The sequence below is a fragment of the Pseudomonas sp. FW305-3-2-15-E-TSA4 genome (assembly GCF_058787295.1).
Genome location: NZ_JBYSZP010000017.1, coordinates 41,867 through 59,982 on the forward strand (window position 1 = coordinate 41,867; position 18,116 = coordinate 59,982).

General features: G+C 57.8%; 18 protein-coding genes. 11 read left to right on the forward strand and 7 right to left on the reverse strand.

Going from position 1 to position 18,116, the window contains the following annotated elements; all coding sequences use genetic code 11:
• Positions 1–172 precede the first annotated feature (172 nt).
• Both AC3WMV_RS22435 and AC3WMV_RS22440 read left to right on the forward strand, forming a co-directional pair.
• Positions 173–778: a helix-turn-helix transcriptional regulator gene (locus tag AC3WMV_RS22435; protein WP_027613966.1), complete on the forward strand. Its 606-nt coding sequence runs from the start codon at positions 173–175 to the stop codon at positions 776–778.
• On the forward strand, positions 762–1,637 hold the full coding sequence (locus AC3WMV_RS22440; protein WP_027613965.1) for a queuosine precursor transporter: 876 nt from the start codon (positions 762–764) through the stop codon (positions 1,635–1,637). Before AC3WMV_RS22435 ends, AC3WMV_RS22440 begins: the two co-directional genes overlap by 17 nt.
• A 62-nt stretch (positions 1,638–1,699) precedes the next feature.
• Here AC3WMV_RS22440 and queC read toward each other — a convergent pair whose 3' ends face one another.
• Positions 1,700–2,398: a 7-cyano-7-deazaguanine synthase QueC gene (queC, locus tag AC3WMV_RS22445; RefSeq protein WP_098967794.1), complete on the reverse strand. Its 699-nt coding sequence runs from the start codon at positions 2,396–2,398 to the stop codon at positions 1,700–1,702.
• Between the two features lie 146 nt (positions 2,399–2,544).
• Between queC and arfB the strand changes: the two genes are divergently transcribed.
• Positions 2,545–2,958, forward strand: coding sequence for an alternative ribosome rescue aminoacyl-tRNA hydrolase ArfB (gene arfB, locus AC3WMV_RS22450; protein ID WP_103368136.1), 414 nt, complete (start codon positions 2,545–2,547; stop codon positions 2,956–2,958).
• Between the two features lie 200 nt (positions 2,959–3,158).
• Positions 3,159–4,457, forward strand: coding sequence for a hypothetical protein (locus tag AC3WMV_RS22455; protein ID WP_103368135.1), 1,299 nt, complete (start codon positions 3,159–3,161; stop codon positions 4,455–4,457).
• 62 nt (positions 4,458–4,519) lie between these two features.
• Here AC3WMV_RS22455 and AC3WMV_RS22460 read toward each other — a convergent pair whose 3' ends face one another.
• From AC3WMV_RS22460 to phhA, 6 genes are all read right to left on the reverse strand, one after another.
• A complete protein-coding gene (locus AC3WMV_RS22460) occupies positions 4,520–5,719 on the reverse strand; it encodes an MFS transporter (RefSeq protein ID WP_103368134.1) in 1,200 nt (399 codons plus the stop codon).
• A gap of 104 nt (positions 5,720–5,823) precedes the next feature.
• Positions 5,824–6,006, reverse strand: a complete 183-nt coding sequence (locus AC3WMV_RS22465) for a hypothetical protein (RefSeq protein ID WP_003222790.1) — start codon at positions 6,004–6,006, stop codon at positions 5,824–5,826.
• A gap of 69 nt (positions 6,007–6,075) precedes the next feature.
• Positions 6,076–6,207 carry a hypothetical protein gene (locus tag AC3WMV_RS22470; protein WP_256584956.1) on the reverse strand — a complete coding sequence of 44 codons (132 nt, stop codon included), beginning with the start codon at positions 6,205–6,207 and terminating at the stop codon, positions 6,076–6,078.
• Positions 6,208–6,532: 325 nt separating this feature from the next.
• Entirely contained in the window at positions 6,533–7,726 is a 1,194-nt protein-coding gene (locus AC3WMV_RS22475; RefSeq protein WP_103368133.1) for an amino acid aminotransferase, read from the reverse strand.
• Complete coding sequence (locus AC3WMV_RS22480) at positions 7,726–8,082, reverse strand: 4a-hydroxytetrahydrobiopterin dehydratase (protein ID WP_103368132.1); 357 nt, start codon at positions 8,080–8,082, stop codon at positions 7,726–7,728. Before AC3WMV_RS22480 ends, AC3WMV_RS22475 begins: the two co-directional genes overlap by 1 nt.
• A 118-nt stretch (positions 8,083–8,200) precedes the next feature.
• Positions 8,201–8,992 (reverse strand): phenylalanine 4-monooxygenase, encoded by a 792-nt coding sequence (gene phhA / locus AC3WMV_RS22485; RefSeq protein WP_007965510.1) that lies wholly within the window; start codon positions 8,990–8,992, stop codon positions 8,201–8,203.
• Between the two features lie 384 nt (positions 8,993–9,376).
• Between phhA and AC3WMV_RS22490 the strand changes: the two genes are divergently transcribed.
• The 7 genes from AC3WMV_RS22490 (at position 9,377) to flgK (ending at position 18,112) form a co-directional block, all read left to right on the forward strand.
• Entirely contained in the window at positions 9,377–10,939 is a 1,563-nt protein-coding gene (locus AC3WMV_RS22490) for a sigma-54-dependent transcriptional regulator (protein ID WP_103368131.1), read from the forward strand.
• A gap of 373 nt (positions 10,940–11,312) precedes the next feature.
• Positions 11,313–12,053, forward strand: coding sequence for a flagellar basal body rod protein FlgF (locus AC3WMV_RS22495; protein ID WP_007965507.1), 741 nt, complete (start codon positions 11,313–11,315; stop codon positions 12,051–12,053).
• Between the two features lie 45 nt (positions 12,054–12,098).
• Positions 12,099–12,884: a flagellar basal-body rod protein FlgG gene (flgG, locus tag AC3WMV_RS22500; protein WP_003222804.1), complete on the forward strand. Its 786-nt coding sequence runs from the start codon at positions 12,099–12,101 to the stop codon at positions 12,882–12,884.
• A 52-nt stretch (positions 12,885–12,936) separates the two neighbouring features.
• The gene (gene flgH / locus AC3WMV_RS22505; protein ID WP_027613958.1) at positions 12,937–13,632 is read left to right on the forward strand and encodes a flagellar basal body L-ring protein FlgH; all 696 of its coding nucleotides are present in this window, start codon (positions 12,937–12,939) and stop codon (positions 13,630–13,632) included.
• A gap of 27 nt (positions 13,633–13,659) precedes the next feature.
• Entirely contained in the window at positions 13,660–14,748 is a 1,089-nt protein-coding gene (locus AC3WMV_RS22510) for a flagellar basal body P-ring protein FlgI (protein ID WP_177409042.1), read from the forward strand.
• Between the two features lie 10 nt (positions 14,749–14,758).
• Positions 14,759–16,045, forward strand: coding sequence for a flagellar assembly peptidoglycan hydrolase FlgJ (flgJ, locus tag AC3WMV_RS22515; protein ID WP_096796286.1), 1,287 nt, complete (start codon positions 14,759–14,761; stop codon positions 16,043–16,045).
• 21 nt (positions 16,046–16,066) lie between these two features.
• Positions 16,067–18,112, forward strand: a complete 2,046-nt coding sequence (gene flgK, locus AC3WMV_RS22520; RefSeq protein WP_103368130.1) for a flagellar hook-associated protein FlgK — start codon at positions 16,067–16,069, stop codon at positions 18,110–18,112.
• The last annotated feature ends 4 nt before the right edge of the window (positions 18,113–18,116 follow it).

Here is an 18,116-nt window from a genome sequence, read left to right on the forward strand (position 1 = left end):
CACCAGCGGTGTTGTTGACACTATGTTTATGCCGAAATCAGGGAGGGGGAATGCTATGATCTGCCGCGGCTCTAATACCCGTATAACTATTTCCTAGTGGGCCTGTTGAGTCCCTGAATGATGATTCGAGGGGTATTTCCAAATTGCCTTTATAAAAGACGGTAAGCATTCCATGCACAGAAGAGAACGATCGGAGAATCTGAAGAACAATATCAAGTACCTGATAAAGAGTCGTGGGGAAACGCAGCTGTCGTTATGTAATTCCAGTGGACTGACCCGAACCACGATCTACAACATTCTTGAAGGTAAAGTGGTCAACGTACAGCAGTCCACTGTGCGCAAGATTTCCGACTTTTTCGGAGTGTCCTACGAAGAGATAGAGACGATCTCGTTTGAAGAAAAGGAAATCATCGACAGCAGCATCTCGCCGCAGGGCAACATGAACCCGGCGGCAGTGCCTGTCATCAAGGAAAGTCTGCTTCTGCAGAATCTGGATAAGCGAATCGGCGAGTTGGCGACGATTTTTCCACTGACTTACTATTTCGGAACGTCCTTCAATTTGATAGGCGTCCTGCTGGAAAATGAAGTCAGTGGCATGAATGAACCGGGCGACCTGCTGATCGTGCAGAAAGGCGCGGCAAGCATCGACAAGGAAAAACTGGTGTATGACAAGGTCAGTAAAAGGTTATTCATAACAACTGAAGTTGATCTTGCGCTGGAGAGTGTTTGTGTTGTCGGGGATATAATCGAGGAACGATTTAATGGATTGCAGCGTTGAAAGGGAAAACACCAAATATAAGCTGTTGGGGTTCGAAAACGGAAAAAGCCTGGCGGTGATCATGGTCATTGCGACAGGCAAGATAATTAAAATAAAGCTGAGTGAAGTGTTGAATAGTGAGATTATGGATAATCTGAACAAGATAGAAGTAAAGAATCTGTACAAGAAATTCTACTCCCAGGGAGGGTCGCTTACCGCTTATGAAATAAATGATCGGCATGAGAGCTCCTGGATGATTTATATCATTCTGAACCTGATGCTGTTCACGCTTTATATTTTTACCAGCATTGCGGCGACCAAGCCTATCTATCTGGAATATTTTGATATTGTCGTAACGCCGGGTACTTTCCTGTATCCGCTGACGTTTTTGATCGTCGACTTGCTGAATGAAACCTTCGGCCTCCGGTTGGCGCGCAAGGCGATACTCTTCGCTTTCATCAGTAATGCGGCCATTATCATTTTGCTGGCCATGACTACGTACCTTCCCGGGCTACCCGGGTGGAAGCTCGACGGGCCTTACAATGATGTGATCAGTCAGCTGTCGTCGGTGCTGGTAGCTTCGTCTGTATCGTTTCTGGTGTCGGAAAATATAAACTCTTATCTGTTGTGCAAAATCAAAGAACTGACCAACTCCCGGTTTCTCTTTTTGCGGGTGTTTCTGAGTACTTTGTTTGCGGTGATAATCGACAGTTTTCTTTTCTGCTACATCGCCTTTTACGGGACGATGGAGAACAGCGCGATACTCAGCATGATTTACGTCCAGATCGCGATAAAGGTCGGTTTTGCGTTCTTCAATATCATGCCGGCATACGGTGCCAGGTCATTGTTCAAGAGGTATCTGACGGGTAGTCAGGCTTGATGGATTAAATAATGCGCTCACTCGAAATTTTCAAGTGAGCGCATTTTTGTATGTTGGGTGCTTTATTGCAGATTCAGCTTCGTTTTCAAGCTGTTCATCACCTCATCCTTGTTTTCCAGAAACTCATTGAGTCCTTTTGCGCGAAGATTGCAAGCGTCGCAATTTGCACATCCGCTACCGGTTATGCCGTTGTAGCAGGTCAGTGTCTGGTGGCGAACCAAATCAAGCTGATGGTAATGATCGGCCAATGCCCAGGTTTCCGCCTTGTTCAGCCACATCAGCGGAGTATCAAGTTTCAATGGGTAATCCATGCCCAGCTCAAGGGCTTTGTTGAGTGCCTTGACGAACTCGTCCCGGCAATCCGGATAGCCCGAGAAGTCCGTTTCGCAAACCCCGGTGATGACCGTTCTGGCTTGTACCTGATAGGCGTAAATAGAGGCGAGGGTCAAAAACAGGATGTTTCTTCCCGGCACAAAGGTGCTTGGCAGACTTTCGCCAGAACTATTAACCGTCGGAACCGGGATGTTGTCGCGAGTCAGGCTGCTGATGGCCAGCTCATTCAGCAAAGATACATCCATCACTTTATGCACGGTCACGCCGAGCTGTTTGGCCAGTTGCTGCGCGACTTCGATTTCCGCGCGATGACGCTGACCATAGTCAAACGTGATGCAATGAATTTCGTCATAGTGGCTCAGTGCATGGATCAAACAGGTCGTCGAGTCCTGTCCGCCACTAAATACGATAACTGCTTTATTGCTCATGCTTATGCTTCCTGCATTGAACTGGTAAATTTTCGCTGGGGATCATAACGCGAAACGATTGATGCAAGAAGTTGCGCATGGCCGCAGGAGACCTGCTAGGTGGTTAATCGCGGTATCCTGCACGCTCTGAATTCGGACTTTTTTCCATGCTGGTGATTTCCAACAACGTGCATTTGCCGGATGCCGAGATCGAACTGACGTACATCCGCGCGCAAGGCGCCGGTGGGCAGAACGTCAACAAGGTCTCCAGCGCCGTGCACCTGCGCTTCGACATTCCGGCCTCGTCCTTGCCCGAGTTCTACAAGGAACGGCTGCTGGCGCTGCGTGACAGTCGCATCACCAGCGATGGCGTGCTGATCATCAAGGCTCAGCAGTACCGCACGCAGGAAGCCAACCGGACCGATGCGCTGGAGCGTCTGACCGAGTTGATCCTCAGCGCCACCAAGGTTGAAAAGAAACGCCGCCCGACCAAACCAACCCTCGGCTCGAAGAAGCGCCGGCTCGAATCCAAGACCAAGCGCGGCAGTATCAAGGCCGGGCGCGGCAAGGTGGATTTTTAAGAATTGGCGTCTTGAAATTGTTGCATTTCATCAGGCGCGAGCAATGTATCCATTACGCGCCACTCAATTTAAATCAATTTCCGGATATCGAACGACTCTCTTATTGCTAATTGGTCTACCTGACTGTCATATCTGACAGGTGTGCCGGATTGCTGTTACACGTTTACTGAGCTCTCTTTTTATTGATTGAGCAAAAGCAAATGAGTAACTTAGATGTTGTGCGTGGTACTCCTGATACTGATTTTGGTGCGCGCGGTGAGGTCGTTTTATATGGAAAAGAACATCAGAGACTTCAATCTCGGGTCGTCACTCTTCTCTCAGAACCGAACAGGATTCTTTGCGCCGCAACTGACGAGGAGCGGCAAGAGATTTACCTGTGCATGCTTGATGAGGAAGGAGGTATCGACGAGAGTTTCGGAAAAGCGGGTAGTGTTTTTTTCAAACTCTCGGAGTTTTTTCCTGGGTGGGATTTGCCGCAGCCCTATAGCGTGAAGTTTGATAGTGTTCATGGCAAGTATGTGTTGGGGTTTTTCGCTCGTAAAGACGGCTTTAATCGTGCTACCGGTCTGGCTCGATTCGATTTGAATGGGGGACTTGATGAAGGGTTTGGTAGCAAAGGAGTCATGTTGTGGAGTCTGGATGCGAAAGAGGTTTTTCCTGCAAGTTCAGATGTTCCAAAGGTGAAGCAACCTCTGGCGGATAAGGGGCGCGACTACCACGGAACTATGGAATTATTGGACGATGGCGGCGTTTTGCTTCTGACCACGCTTGATGAAAGAGGACTTTTCGATAGTGCGATCCTGGTCAAGTTAAAAAATAACGGTAGTTTGGACGGAGCGTTCGGTAATGGTGGGTACCGATTGGTTTTTCGAGGTCCGTCTGTTTTAGTCATAGGACAGGATATGTTTCGCCAAGACGATGGTTATATTGTCGCCGCTTCAGAGGGCCTGCGTGATAAAAGTTGGTTTGTTGGCCGGTATGATGCCCGTGGTGATCTTGACGCCAGTTTTGGGGTCGGAGGATATTATGATGGAGCACCTTCGGTTAAAAACTTCATTCTGAAACGCGACGATCGTTCTCAGTTTTATATTATAGGTACTTCGGATAATGGAGTTCCGCAGTATCTGTTTCTCCAGCTTCAACGTCGTGGGTCGAATGGTGAGGAAGATGACCTTTTTGGCAAACAAGGATGGGGAAGATTTATCAGTGATAATTTCAGCGATATCTATATGACGAAAGCAGCACTCTATAATTTGAAATCAACCGTTGTGGTAGCGGGCTATGCTTATTTGCGTGGAGGGTCGGATAGCCAAGCATTTATTGCCAGTCTTGAACAAGACATGGGTTGGGACGAGGGGTTTGGTAATTTTGGAAAGGTTGTATTTTCAAAAGACCAGATTATTCACGATCTCGCGGTCCAGGAAGATCGAAAAATTGTGTTTGTATCCAGTAAAAATAGAGAGAACGGTAGCTTCGCCATTTTCCGTTTGCATGGTTAGCTTATAAAAACCGCAGTTGTTTATTGGCCATTCGGAACCAATGAATGGCCAATATTGGGCGATCAATGAAAGTGGTGTTTTGGTTTAATGCGGTACAAATACACACTCAGGATCAGGCCGCTCAGTGAGGCAATGGCGGCAAACAGAAAGATCGAAGCAAAGCCGAAACCCGCTGCAATTGCCCCCGCCAATGGTCCGGTGATCCCCAGCGACAAGTCGATGAACAGCGAGTACGCGCCGACCGCTGCGCCACGGCTGGAGGCCGGCACCAGATTCACCGCCTCCACGCCCAGCGCCGGGAATACCAGCGAGAAGCCGAAACCGCTCAACGCCGCCCCGGCCAGCGCCCAATGCGCATCCGGCGCCAGCCACAGCAGTAATAGGCCGAGGGTTTCCACCGACAGGCAGGCGATCGCTACGCGGAAGCCGCCGAGGCGGTTGATCAGGTTGCCGAACAGCAGTCGCGCGCCGATGAAGCTGGCGCCGAACAGGCTCAGGCACAGCACTGCGTTGTCCCAGTGCCGGGTGGCGTAGTACAGGGTGATGAAGGTGGCGATGGTGCCGAAACCAATCGAGCCTAGCGCCAGGCCGCAGCCGTGGGGGAACACGCGACCGAGCACATGCATGAACGGCAAGCGCTCGCCGGCGACAATCGGCGCCGCGGTTTTCGGCCACGCCAGCAGCAGGCCCAGCGCTGCCAGCAGAATGATGCTGACGCCCATGCTCCACAATCCCAGCTGGCCGACCAGCCAGACCCCGAACGGCGCGCCGACCGCGAGCGCGCCGTAACTGGCGATGCCGTTCCAAGAGATGACTTTGGCGGTGTTCGCCGCGCCAACGCGGCCGATGCCCCAGCCAATCGAGCCGGAGCCCACCAGACTTTCCGCGCTGCCCAGCACCAGACGGCCGATCAACAGGCTGATCAGGCTGAGCATCGGCAGGTTCGGTGTCCACGCCGAAATCAGCATGAACACGCCGCTCAAGCCGCAACCGGCCAGCCCGATCATCACTGCGCGTTTACTGCCCTGGTTGTCGATGATCTTGCCGGCGTACGGACGGCTGAGCAGGGTGGCGAGGTATTGCACGCTGATCACCAGCCCGGCGATCACCGCGCCAAAGCCAAGATCGCTGTGGACGTAACCCGGCAGCACGGCGAGCGGAATGCCGATGTTCAGGTAGCCGATGAAGGTGAAGAGGACGATGGACACGACTTGCAGCGTGACCGCCAGGGGGCGCTGGGGTTGTGGCATAGAGGACGACATGAGAAACGATCCACGGCAAAGCAGGATTAGATAGGCTGCTTATGATACCGGCGCGGACGAGTCAGGGGCGGGGAAAAGTAAAACTATTTGCCGGGAGGGTGGCTTCAGGGTTTGGCCGGGGCGACCAGTTGTGTAGTGACCAGTGCAGCGAGGGCGTTTTCTTCGCTGCCGAAACGGGCGAGCAGGGCGGCCTGTTTTTCCGGGGAGAGACGGTTCCAGATCTCGATCATTTTCTCGGTCGCGCCGATCAGGACGGCAGCTTGGCTTTCAGAGAATTCGTCGGTCATGGCGGGCTCGGTTTCAGGCAGTGTGGAAAGCGCATCTTAGCGCTTTCCACACGGTCTGTACGGCGGGTTTTACTCTTCGCTGTCGGCCTGGCGGCTCTCAACGGCTTCTTTCGGCTCGGGCTGCTGGGCGCCGGCTTGTTGCGTGGTCGTCTGCTCAGTTTCGTGCAGGCTTGGGAAGGGGAGATTAGGAATCTCGTGCATGGTTGCGCTCCTCGCTAAGTCTGTTGATAGATCTGGTAGATCCGCGCTTCTTGAAAGCCTGCGCAGGATACAGCAGGAAAAATGACAATCAGACTTTTAATTGAAAATAATGCGACAGATGGCCGCAGGGGGAGGGCGTATTCCAAGTGTGGGTGTGAATGAACCTGTGGCGAGGGGATTTATCCCCGATCGGCTGCGAAGCAGTCGTAAAACAATTGCACGCGCCATGTCAGACATTTCGCGATTGCATTGTTGGGGCCGCTTCGCTGCCCATCGGGGATAAATCCCCTCACCACAGGGCTCACTCCTACCGGGGATTGCGGGGTTATTTGCAGGCGTTGGCGATGGCCTCGGCCAGCAGTGCCAGGCGCCTGGCGTCGATCCCGGCGACATTGGCCCGGCCCGAGCTGACCATGTACACGCTGTGCTGCTCACGCAGTTGTTTGACCTGCTCCGGCGACAGCCCGGTGTAGGAGAACATTCCGCGTTGCACGCCAATGTGCGCAAAGCGCTCGCGCAAACCGTGTGGTTCCAGTGCTTCGACCAGACCGCTGCGCAATTGGGCGATGCGCAAACGCATGGCTTCCACTTCATCGGCCCAGCGCGCTTTCAGCTCCGGGTCGGCGAGGATGGTCGCCACCACGGCCGCGCCGTGATCCGGTGGCGTCGACCACAGGTTGCGGGCGATGTTGGCCAGTTGGCTGCGGATGTCGATCAGCTTGTCGGCGGTTTTCGCGCAGACAATCAGCGCGCCGGTACGGTCGCGGTACAGGCCGAAGTTCTTTGAGCAGGAGCTGGTGATCAGCAGCTCAGGCACCTCGGCGGCGAACAGTCGGGTCGACCACGCGTCCTGTTCCAGTCCGTCGCCAAAGCCCTGGTAGGCAAAGTCGATCAGCGGCAGCAGGTCACGGCGGCGCACCACGTCGAGCACACGCTGCCAGTCGTCATGGTTCAGGTCGAAACCGGTCGGGTTGTGGCAGCAGGCATGCAGCAGCACCACGTCGCCGTGCGGCACTTCGTTAAGCACGGCGAGCATCGCATCGACGTCGAGGCGGTTGTCGCTGCCCACGTACGGGTAGTGACTGACCTTGACCCCGGCGGCGGAGAAAATCGTTTCGTGGATCGGCCAGGTCGGGTTGCTCAGCCACACGCCCTTGCCCGGCAGGCACTGGGCGATGAAGTCGGCCGCCAGACGCAGGGCACCGGTGCCGCCCGGAGTCTGGGTGGCGCCGGCGCGCTGTTCGGCGATCAGCTTCGAGTCGGCGCCAAGCACCAGTTCATTGATGACTTTGCCGAACAGCGGATTGCCGTGACCACCGATGTAGGTCTTGGTGTCCTGGCTTTCGACCAGTCGCGCCTCGGCGATTTTCACCGCTTCGGGGATCGGCGTCAGGCCTTGGGCATCCTTGTAGACGCCAACGCCGAGGTCGAACTTGCGCGGGTTAGTGTCCTGCGCATAGGCCTCCATCAAACCGAGGATCGGGTCGCCGGGTACCCGGCCGATGGCGTCAAAGTGCATTACTTGCGTCCTTCTGCGGTCTTGCCCACTTCGTCAGTGCGCGCGGCCATGATGAAGTCGTTGCGGTGCAGGCCTTTGATCGAGTGGCTCCACCAGGTCACGGTGACTTTGCCCCACTCGGTCAGCAGACCCGGGTGGTGACCTTCGGCCTCGGAGATCTCGCCGACGGCGTTGGTGAACGCCAGAGCATGCTTGAAGTTCTTGAACAGGAAAACTTTCTCCAACTGCATGATGCTGTCGCGTACTTCGATGTTCCAGTCCGGGATCTGCTTGATCAGGATCGGCAGTTCTTCGTCGCTGACTTGTGGCGCATCGGCACGGCAGGCTTCGCAGTGGGCTTGGTTCAAAGTGGACATGGTGTGATTCCTGAAATCGAGTGTGTTTTTTTTATAGAAGCTATCGGCCCGTCAATGCCGTCACGCTAAACCAAAGTGACGGCGACTGACAGACTCAATTCTCAGCAAAAGTCGCGGATCACGCGGCTTTCGGTTTTGGCGGAAACTTCGGTGCGTGCAACCCCAGCTGCATGCCTTGGCGAACCATGGCCATGATGTCTTCATGGGCGACATCGAACAGGCGCTTGAGGTTCGGCAGGACAAAGTACAGCGGCTGCAGGATATCGATGCGATACGGTGTGCGCATGGCTTCCAGCGGATCGAAGGCCTGATGCTCGGGTTCGTCCGACAGCGAGTAAACGGTTTCCTTCGGCGAGGACAGGATGCCGCCGCCGTAGATGCGTTTGCCTTGCGGGGTGTCGACCAGGCCGAACTCGATGGTCATCCAGTACAGGCGCGCCAGATACACGCGCTCTTCCTTGGTGGCCTGCAGGCCGAGCTTGCCGTAGGTGTGGGTGAATTCGGCGAACCATGGGTTGGTCAGCAGCGGGCAGTGGCCGAAAATCTCGTGGAAAATGTCCGGCTCTTGCAGGTAGTCCAGTTCTTCGCGGGTACGAATGAACGTGGCCACCGGAAACTGTTTGCTGGCGAGCAATTCGAAGAAGGTCTGGAAGGGGATCAGTGCCGGGACGCGGGCAACCTGCCAACCGGTGGTCTCACCGAGCACCTTGTTGATCTCGCCCAGCTGAGGAATGCGGTCGTGGGGCAGACCGAGTTTTTCGATACCGTCCAGGTATTCCTGGCACGCGCGACCCTCGATCACTTTCAGCTGGCGGGTGATCAGCGTGTTCCACACCGCATGTTCTTCGGCGGGGTAGTCGATAAAACCTTGCGCATCGGGCTCTCGGGCCACGTATTGCGTCTGCTTCATACTGCTCTCCTGCTAGGGGAATTCGTTCTTGTTATGTCCAGCGATGGACTGAGAATTACCCGAGAGTGCGGCGTGATGCAGCAGGTTGAGTGCGTTCCTGGTAGGAACAATCACTGCATTTCGTAAAAAAATCGTTACGCTTTGACTGATATCACGCATTTGCGGTGATTTGCAGGTTTGAAAAGGGCTGTGGCTGTCACATAATCTTGACAACTATCTGCGCGCCTCGACAGAAAAGTCTGGCGCTAACACCTGTGGGAGCGAGCCTGCTCGCGAATGCGGTCTGTCTGACACATCTATGCTGAGTTTGCAGCCGCCTTCGCGAGCAGGCTCGCTCCCACAGGTCTGTGTTCAACCTTATTGCTGGTTTGTCGGGTCATTCATATGCGTATCAAAGTCCACTGCCAAAACCGCATCGGCATCCTGCGCGACATCCTCAACCTGCTGGTGGAGTACGGGATCAACGTTGCACGCGGCGAGGTCGGCGGCGAGCACGGCAATGCGATCTACCTGCACTGCCCGAACCTGATCAACATCCAGTTCCAGGCGCTGCGACCGAAGTTCGAGGCGATTGCCGGGGTGTTTGGCGTCAAGCGCGTCGGGTTGATGCCCAGCGAGCGTCGGCACATGGAGCTGAACGCGTTGCTCGGTGCGCTGGAGTTTCCGGTGCTGTCGATCGACATGGGTGGCTCAATCGTCGCTGCTAACCGCGCCGCCGCCCAATTGCTCGGGGTGCGGGTGGACGAGGTGCCGGGGATTCCGCTGTCGCGTTACGCCGAGGATTTCGACCTGCCGGAGCTGGTGCGCGCCAACAAGTCGCGAATCAACGGCATGCGCGTCAAGGTCAAGGGCGACATCTTTCTCGCCGACATCGCGCCGCTGCAATCGGAGCACGACGACAGTGAAGCCATGGCCGGTGCGGTGCTGACCTTGCACCGCGCCGACCGCGTCGGTGAGCGCATCTATAACGTGCGCAAACAGGAATTGCGTGGCTTCGACAGTATCTTCCAGAGTTCGAAAGTGATGGCCGCTGTCGTGCGTGAAGCGCGGCGCATGGCGCCGCTGGATGCGCCGCTATTGATCGAAGGCGAAACCGGCACCGGTAAAGAGTTGCTGGCCCGTGCCTGTCACCTCGCCAGTCCGCGTGGGCAGTCGCCGCTGATGGCGCTCAACTGTGCAGGGCTGCCAGAGTCGATGGCCGAGACCGAACTGTTTGGCTACGGCCCCGGCGCGTTCGAAGGGGCGCGTGCTGAAGGCAAACTCGGTCTGCTGGAGCTGACGGCGGGCGGCACGCTGTTCCTCGATGGCGTCGGTGAAATGAGCCCGCGCTTGCAAGTGAAGTTGCTGCGCTTTCTGCAGGACGGCTGCTTCCGCCGGGTCGGCAGCGACGAAGAGGTGTATCTGGACGTGCGGGTGATCTGCGCGACTCAGGTTGACTTGTCCGAGCTGTGCGCGCGCGGCGAGTTTCGTCAGGATCTGTATCACCGCTTGAACGTGTTGTCGCTGCACATCCCGCCACTGCGCGAATGCCTCGACGGCTTGACTCCGCTGGTGGAACACTTCCTCGATCAGGCCAGCCGCCAGATCGGTTGTTCGCTGCCGAAACTGGCGCCGGCAGCGATGGATCGCCTCAGTCATTACCACTGGCCGGGCAACGTGCGGCAGCTGGAGAACGTGCTGTTCCAGGCGGTTTCACTGTGCGAGGGCGGCACGGTGAAGGTCGAACACATCCGCCTGCCGGATTACGGCGTGCGTCAGCCGCTTGGCGATTTCTCGCTGGAGGGTGGGCTGGACGAGATCGTCGGGCGTTTTGAGAAAGCCGTACTGGAGCGGCTGTACTCCGAACACCCGAGCAGTCGGCAACTGGGTAAGCGGTTGGGGGTTTCGCATACCACCATCGCTAATAAGCTCCGCCAATACGAAGTTGGTAAGGGTCCCGAGAGTTAACAGCAACACTGTGGTGAAAAGAGCTTTTGTGGTGAGGGGATTTATCCCCGAAGGGTGGCGAAGCAGCCCCAAACCCGGCAAATGCGGTCCATCCGATACACCATCAATGGATGGATTGGGCTGCTGCGCAGCCCGTCGGGGATAAATCCCCTCACCACAGGTTCTTTTTCCATCTGCAACAATCGGGATTGCCGCCCAGCGGCATAACACCGCCGGTTTTTCGACTTCGATACATTTCCAATTTCCCCGCAAAACCCCGCAAGTCCTTTGTTTACCGGGCCGCAAGCCGCCAGAAAAAAGTTGGTCTGCAAATTGCTTATGGCTCAGCAGTACAGCGGTGGGCGGCAAACGTCCGGCATGCAGAGGAAAGAGTGTGGACAAGTACCTTTATGTGGCAATGACCGGCGCCAGTCAGAACGCACTGGCGCAAAAGGCCCATGCCAACAACCTGGCGAACATCTCCACCAATGGTTTTCAGCGCGACCTGGAGCAGGCGCGTTCGATGCCGGTGTTCGGTGACAGCTTTCCGGCGCGTGCGTTTGCCATGAGCGAACGGCCCGCCACCGACTTCACCGCCGGTTCGCTGGTGCAGACCGGGCGTGACCTCGACGTCGCCGTGACCGGCAACGGTTTTATTGCCGTGCAGAACCCTAACGGTGGCGAAAGCTACGTGCGCACCGGCAGCCTGAACATCGACGCCCTCGGCGTATTGCGCGCCGGCAACGGCATGCCGGTACTCGGCAACGGCGGTCCGATCGCCGTGCCGCCGGAGCAGCAGGTCGAAGTTGGTGAAGACGGCACCATCAGTATTCGTGCGATGGGCGAAGGCCCGCGCGTCATGGCGGAAGTCGACCGGATCAAACTGGTCAACCCGGACATCAAGAACCTCAACAAAGGCCTCGACGGCTCGATCTACACCAAGGACGGCCAGCCGGCGCCGGCCGATGCCAACGTCAAACTGGTGTCGGGTTTCCTTGAGTCGAGCAACGTCAATGCCGTGGAAGAAATGACCTCGGTGCTGGCCCTGGCCAAGCAGTTCGAGTTGCACGTCAAGATGATGAACACCGCCAAAGACGACGACCAGGCCATGGCTCGGGTCTTGCAGATCAGCTAATTATCAGAACGTCGCGCCGTAAAACAGGCGCACGAGGAGAATCGAATGCTTCCGGCTCTATGGGTTGCCAAAACCGGTCTGTCCGCCCAGGACACCAACCTGACCACCATTTCCAACAACCTGGCGAACGTCTCGACCACGGGTTTCAAACGTGACCGTGCCGAGTTCCAGGACCTGCTGTATCAGATCAAGCGTCAGCCAGGCGCCCAGTCGACCCAGGACAGCGAACTGCCGTCGGGTCTGCAACTGGGTACCGGTGTGCGCATCGTCGGCACCCAGAAAAACTTCACCGCCGGCAGCCTGCAAACCACCGAGCAGCCGCTGGACATGGCCATCGACGGTCGCGGTTTCTTCCAGATCCTGCAGCCGGACGGCACCACGTCCTACACCCGTGACGGTACTTTCCACCTCGACTCCAACGGTCAGATCGTCAACGCCAGCGGTTTCGCCCTGGAACCGGCCATCGTCATCCCGAACAACGCGCAGAGCTTCACTGTCGGCACCGACGGCACCGTGTCGATCACAGTGCCAGGCAACCCGGCCGCTCAGGTGATCGGCAACCTGCAAACCGCCGACTTCATCAACCCGGCCGGTCTGCAGGCAGTGGGCAACAACCTGTTCCTGGAAACCGCTGCTTCCGGCGCGCCGCAAATCGGCACCCCGGGCCTGAACGGTTTCGGTACCACGCTGCAGAACACCCTGGAAGGTTCCAACGTCAGCACCGTTGAAGAGATGGTCAACATGATCACCACTCAGCGCGCTTACGAGATGAACTCCAAGGTGATTTCCACCGCCGACCAGATGCTCTCGTTCGTAACGCAGAATCTGTAATCAAGTCTATGGGGCGGCCATGAGGTCGCCAGCAACACCGTGAGGTAGGGTCATGAAACGCTTCGTATCTGTTCTGGCATTGGGTGGGGTCGTCTCGCTCGCGGGCTGCGTCGCACCGACGCCCAAGCCCAATGACCCTTATTACGCTCCGGTGTTGCCACGCACGCCATTGCCGTCTGCGGCCAACAACGGCTCGATCTATCAGGCCGGCTTCGAGCAGAACCTGTACAGCGACCGCAAGGCATTCCGGGTCGGTGACATCATCACCATCACCCTGAACGAGAAGACTCAGGCCAGCAAAAACGCCAACTCGCAAGTGGCCAAGAACAGCAAGACCGGCATCGGCCTGACTTCGCTGTTCGGCGGCAGTGGCACCACCAACAACCCGTTGGGTGGCAATGACCTGAGCCTCGACGTCGGCTACAGCGGCGACCGTGCGACCAAGGGCGACAGCAAGGCGGCGCAGGGCAACACCCTGACCGGCTCGATCACCGTGACCGTGGCCGATGTGCTTCCCAATGGCATCATCGCCGTGCGCGGCGAGAAGTGGATGACCCTCAACACCGGCGACGAGCTGGTGCGCATCGCCGGTCTCGTGCGTGCCGATGACATCGCCACCGACAACACCGTGTCGTCGACCCGTGTCGCCGATGCGCGCATCACCTACTCGGGCACCGGTTCGTTTGCCGATGCGAGTCAGCCAGGCTGGTTCGACCGTTTCTTCCTCAGCCCGCTGTTCCCTTTCTAGGTGGCGACTTTGAATTTCAAGAGCCTCATGCTGGCTGCGGCCCTGTTGTCCGCAACCTTTGGTGCCCACGCCGAGCGGCTGAAAGATATCGCCAGCATTTCCGGCGTGCGTTCCAACCAGTTGATCGGTTACGGCCTGGTGGTCGGGCTTAACGGCACCGGCGACCAGACGACGCAGACCCCGTTCACCCTGCAGACCTTCAACAACATGCTCTCGCAGTTCGGCATCAAGGTGCCGCCGGGATCGGGCAACGTGCAGTTGAAAAACGTCGCGGCGGTGTCGGTGAGTGCCGATCTGCCGGCGTTCGCCAAACCGGGTCAGCAGGTCGACATCACCGTTTCGTCCATCGGTAACTCCAAGAGTCTGCGCGGCGGCACCCTGTTGCTGACCCCGCTCAAGGGTATCGACGGCAACGTCTACGCCATCGCTCAGGGCAACCTGGTGGTCGGTGGTTTCGATGCCGAAGGGCGTGACGGTTCGAAGATCACCGTCAACGTTCCGTCGGCCGGTCGTATCCCCGGCGGTGCGTCGGTGGAGCGTTCGGTACCGAGCGGTTTCAACCAGGGCAACAGCCTGACGCTGAACCTCAACCGTTCCGACTTCACCACGGCCAAGCGTATCGTCGACAAGATCAACGACATGCTCGGCCCTGGCGTGGCGCAAGCCATCGACGGCGGCTCGATCCGTGTGACGGCGCCGCTCGATCCGAGCCAGCGCGTCGACTACCTGTCGATCCTCGAAAACCTTGAAGTCGATCCGGGTCAGGCGGTGGCGAAAGTCATCATCAACTCGCGCACCGGCACCATCGTCATCGGCCAGAACGTGAAAGTTTCGCCGGCCGCCGTGACTCACGGCAGCCTGACCGTGACCATCACCGAAGACCCGATCGTCAGTCAGCCGGGCCCATTGTCCAACGGCCAGACCGCGGTGGTTCCACGTTCGCGGGTCAACGCCGAACAGGAAGCCAAGCCGATGTTCAAGTTCGGCCCGGGCACCACCCTCGACGAGATCGTGCGGGCGGTGAACCAGGTTGGCGCGGCACCGGGTGACCTGATGGCCATTCTCGAAGCACTGAAGCAGGCCGGCGCGTTGCAAGCCGACCTGATCGTGATCTGAGGACGGCATCATGGATATGCGCAAAGGCAGTCTGGTGGGCACTGGCGATTCGGGTTCGTACTCCGACCTCAATCGTCTGAACCAGCTCAAGGTTGGCGACAAGAACAGCGATGCGAACATGCGCAAGGTGGCGCAGGAATTCGAATCGCTGTTCCTCGGCGAAATGCTCAAGTCGATGCGTTCGGCCACCGAGGCGTTGGGTAAAGACAACCCGATGAACACGCCGGCGGCCAAGCAATATCAGGAAATGTACGACCAGCAACTGGCGGTGTCGCTGTCCCGCGAGGGCGGCGGTATCGGGCTGGCCGACGTGCTGATGAAGCAGATGTCGAGGAATAAACCGCTGGCACCGGGTGAGGCTGCAGCCGCGTCCGCCGCCAAGCAAGAGGCGGCGAAAGCCGCTGCGGTGCAGACCCCGATTGCCGCCGGCACCACCGCCACCAATGGGCCGTTATCGCGGCTCAATGGCGAGCGTCCGTTGTGGGCCTCGCGTTCCGGGCGTGTGGCTACTACCGAAGCCTCGCACAGCAATGACATGGCAATGATCAACAAGCGTCGTCTGGCATTGCCGCCGAAGCTGGCCGATCGTTTGCTCGCCGGTCTGGTGCCGTCCGCCACGCCGACCGCCACCAATGCCTTGCCGCAACGTGCGGCGACCACGGCCGCCACCGGCGCCGGCCCGCTGTACAACGGCGACTGGCTGACCCGTGCCGAAGACGCCAAGGCGTCCGGCGGGCAGATGCAGATTTACGGTCGGGCGATGGCGCAGATTCCGCTGGCGCCGGCCAAGCGCGCTTTCAGCTCCGCCGACGAATTCGTCAACACCATGCTGCCGATGGCCAAAGAAGCCGCCGCGCGTATTGGCGTCGATCCGCGTTATCTGGTGGCGCAAGCCGCACTGGAAACCGGCTGGGGCAAATCGGTCATGCGTGCCCAGGATGGCAGTAGCAGCCACAACCTGTTCGGCATCAAGGCCAGCAGCAACTGGACCGGCGATTCGGCCCGGGCAATCACCAGCGAGTTCCGCAACGGGCAGATGGTCAAGGAGACGGCACAGTTCCGTTCCTATGCCTCGTACAAGGACAGTTTCCACGATCTGGTGACTTTGCTGCAGACCAACAATCGCTATCAAGATGTAGTGAAGTCGGCCGATAACCCAGAACAGTTTGTACGCGAGTTGCAAAAGGCCGGTTACGCGACCGACCCGAACTACGCGACGAAGATTTCGCAGATAGCCAAGCAGATGAACAGTTTCGAAAACTACGCTGCGGCCGGCGTTTCAACGACGCCTCTATAAACACACGGTAAGGTTTGAATCATGAGTTTGCTCAATATCGGGATGTCGGGGTTGTCTGCGAGTTCTTCCTCTCTCGCGACCACAGGTAACAACATTGCCAACGTCGACACCGCCGGGTATTCACGCCAGCAAACCGTGCAGAGCACCAAGTCATCGCAGCAGTTCGGCAACGTCTTCATCGGTACGGGGACGACCCTGGCCGATGTGCGCCGGGTCTACAACTCTTACCTCGAAAACCAGCTGCATACCGCGACCTCGCTCAATAGCGAAGCGGCTGCGTACGGTGCCCAGGCCACTGCGCTGGATGCCTCGATGTCCGATACCAACACCGGCCTGACCGGTGTGCTGCAAAAGTTCTTTACCTCGATGCAGGGCGTGGCGACCTCGGCCACTGATGACACCTCCCGTCAGTCGGTGCTGACCGGTGCGCAGGCCCTGACCAGCCGTTTCAATGCGCTGGCCAAACAGCTGAACGATCAGAACACCACGATCAATGGCAACCTGGGCGACATGACGTCCCAGGTCAACAAGCTGGCGACTTCGATTGCCAACCTGAACCAGAAGATCGGCGAGATTTCCACCAGCGGCGGCCAGCCGAACGATTTGCTCGACAGTCGTAACGAAGCGGTGCGCCAGCTCTCCGAGCTGACCGGGGCGCAGGTTGTCGAACGTGGCACCAGTTTTGACGTGTACATCGGCACCGGCCAGCCGCTGGTGATCGGCAACACCACCAACACCCTGAGCACCGTGCCGAGCAAGGACGATCCGACGCGCATGGCCATTCAGCTGGACCGCGGCTCAAGCGTGATCGACATCACGTCGGCCATGAGCGGTGGCGAAATCGGTGGCCTGCTGACCTATCGCAAAGAAGTGCTCGACCCTTCGCTCAATGAGTTGGGGCGTGTCGCGCTGATAGTGGCCGATCAGGTCAACAGCCAACAAGCCCAGGGTATCGACAAGAACGGTGACTTCGGCGCCGCGATCTTCAACAATATCAACAGTGCCGCTCTGGTCAGTCAGCGCAGCATTGCGCAGTCGACCAATAGCGCCGGCTCGGGCAACCTCGATGTCACCATCAAGGACACCGGCAAGCTGACCACCAGCGATTATCAGGTGACCTTCACCAGCGCCACCAACTATTCGGTCAAGCGCTCCGATGGCACCGACATGGGCTCGTTCAGCACCACGACCACGCCACCGCCAGTGATCGATGGCTTCACCCTGGCGCTCAACGGCGGCGCCCTGAGCGCTGGCGACACCTTCAAGGTGACCCCGACCCGTAACGCGGCAAGCACTATTCAGACGGTACTGACCGATCCGAAGAAAATCGCTGCGGCAGCGCCGTTGACCGGCGTGGCCAGTGCGAACAATTCCGGTACCTACACCCAGCCGACGCTGACTGATTCGTTCGACATCTACAACCCGGCGTCGCAGACCGAGTTGCAGAATGCGCTCAAATATTCGACGCCGGTCAAACTGGTGTTCGGTGCGGTCGCCAGCGGCAGCCAGTCGTACAACATGGTCGACGCCAAGGGCAACACCATCGGTTCGGGCACCATCGTGCCGGGGCAGGCCAACACCTTGAACCTCAAGGTCGGCATGGTTGACTCCACCGGTGCTCCGGTGATGGACACCACGGTCACGCCGAACGTGCAGAAGACCTTCACCGTACAGACCACCGTGGGCGCGACGCCGAAGTCCGGCGAAACCTTCACCATCAACCTGACCGGCGCGGCGTCTTCGGACAACCGCAACGCACAGACACTGGTTGGCCTGCAGACCAAGCAGACCGTGGACACCGGCAGCGGCAGCAAGGGCATCAGCCTGACCGACGCCTACAACAAACTGGTGACCAACGTCGGTACCAAGGCTGCCCAGAGCAAGTCCGACAATGACGCCACCTCGGTGATCCTCGATCAGGCCAAGGGCGCGCGTGATTCGCTGTCCCAGGTCAACCTCGATGAAGAGACCGGCAACCTGGTCAAGTATCAGCAGTACTACACAGCGTCTTCGCAGATCATCAAAGCTGCGCAGGAAACTTTCGCCACGCTGATCAACAGTCTTTAAGGAG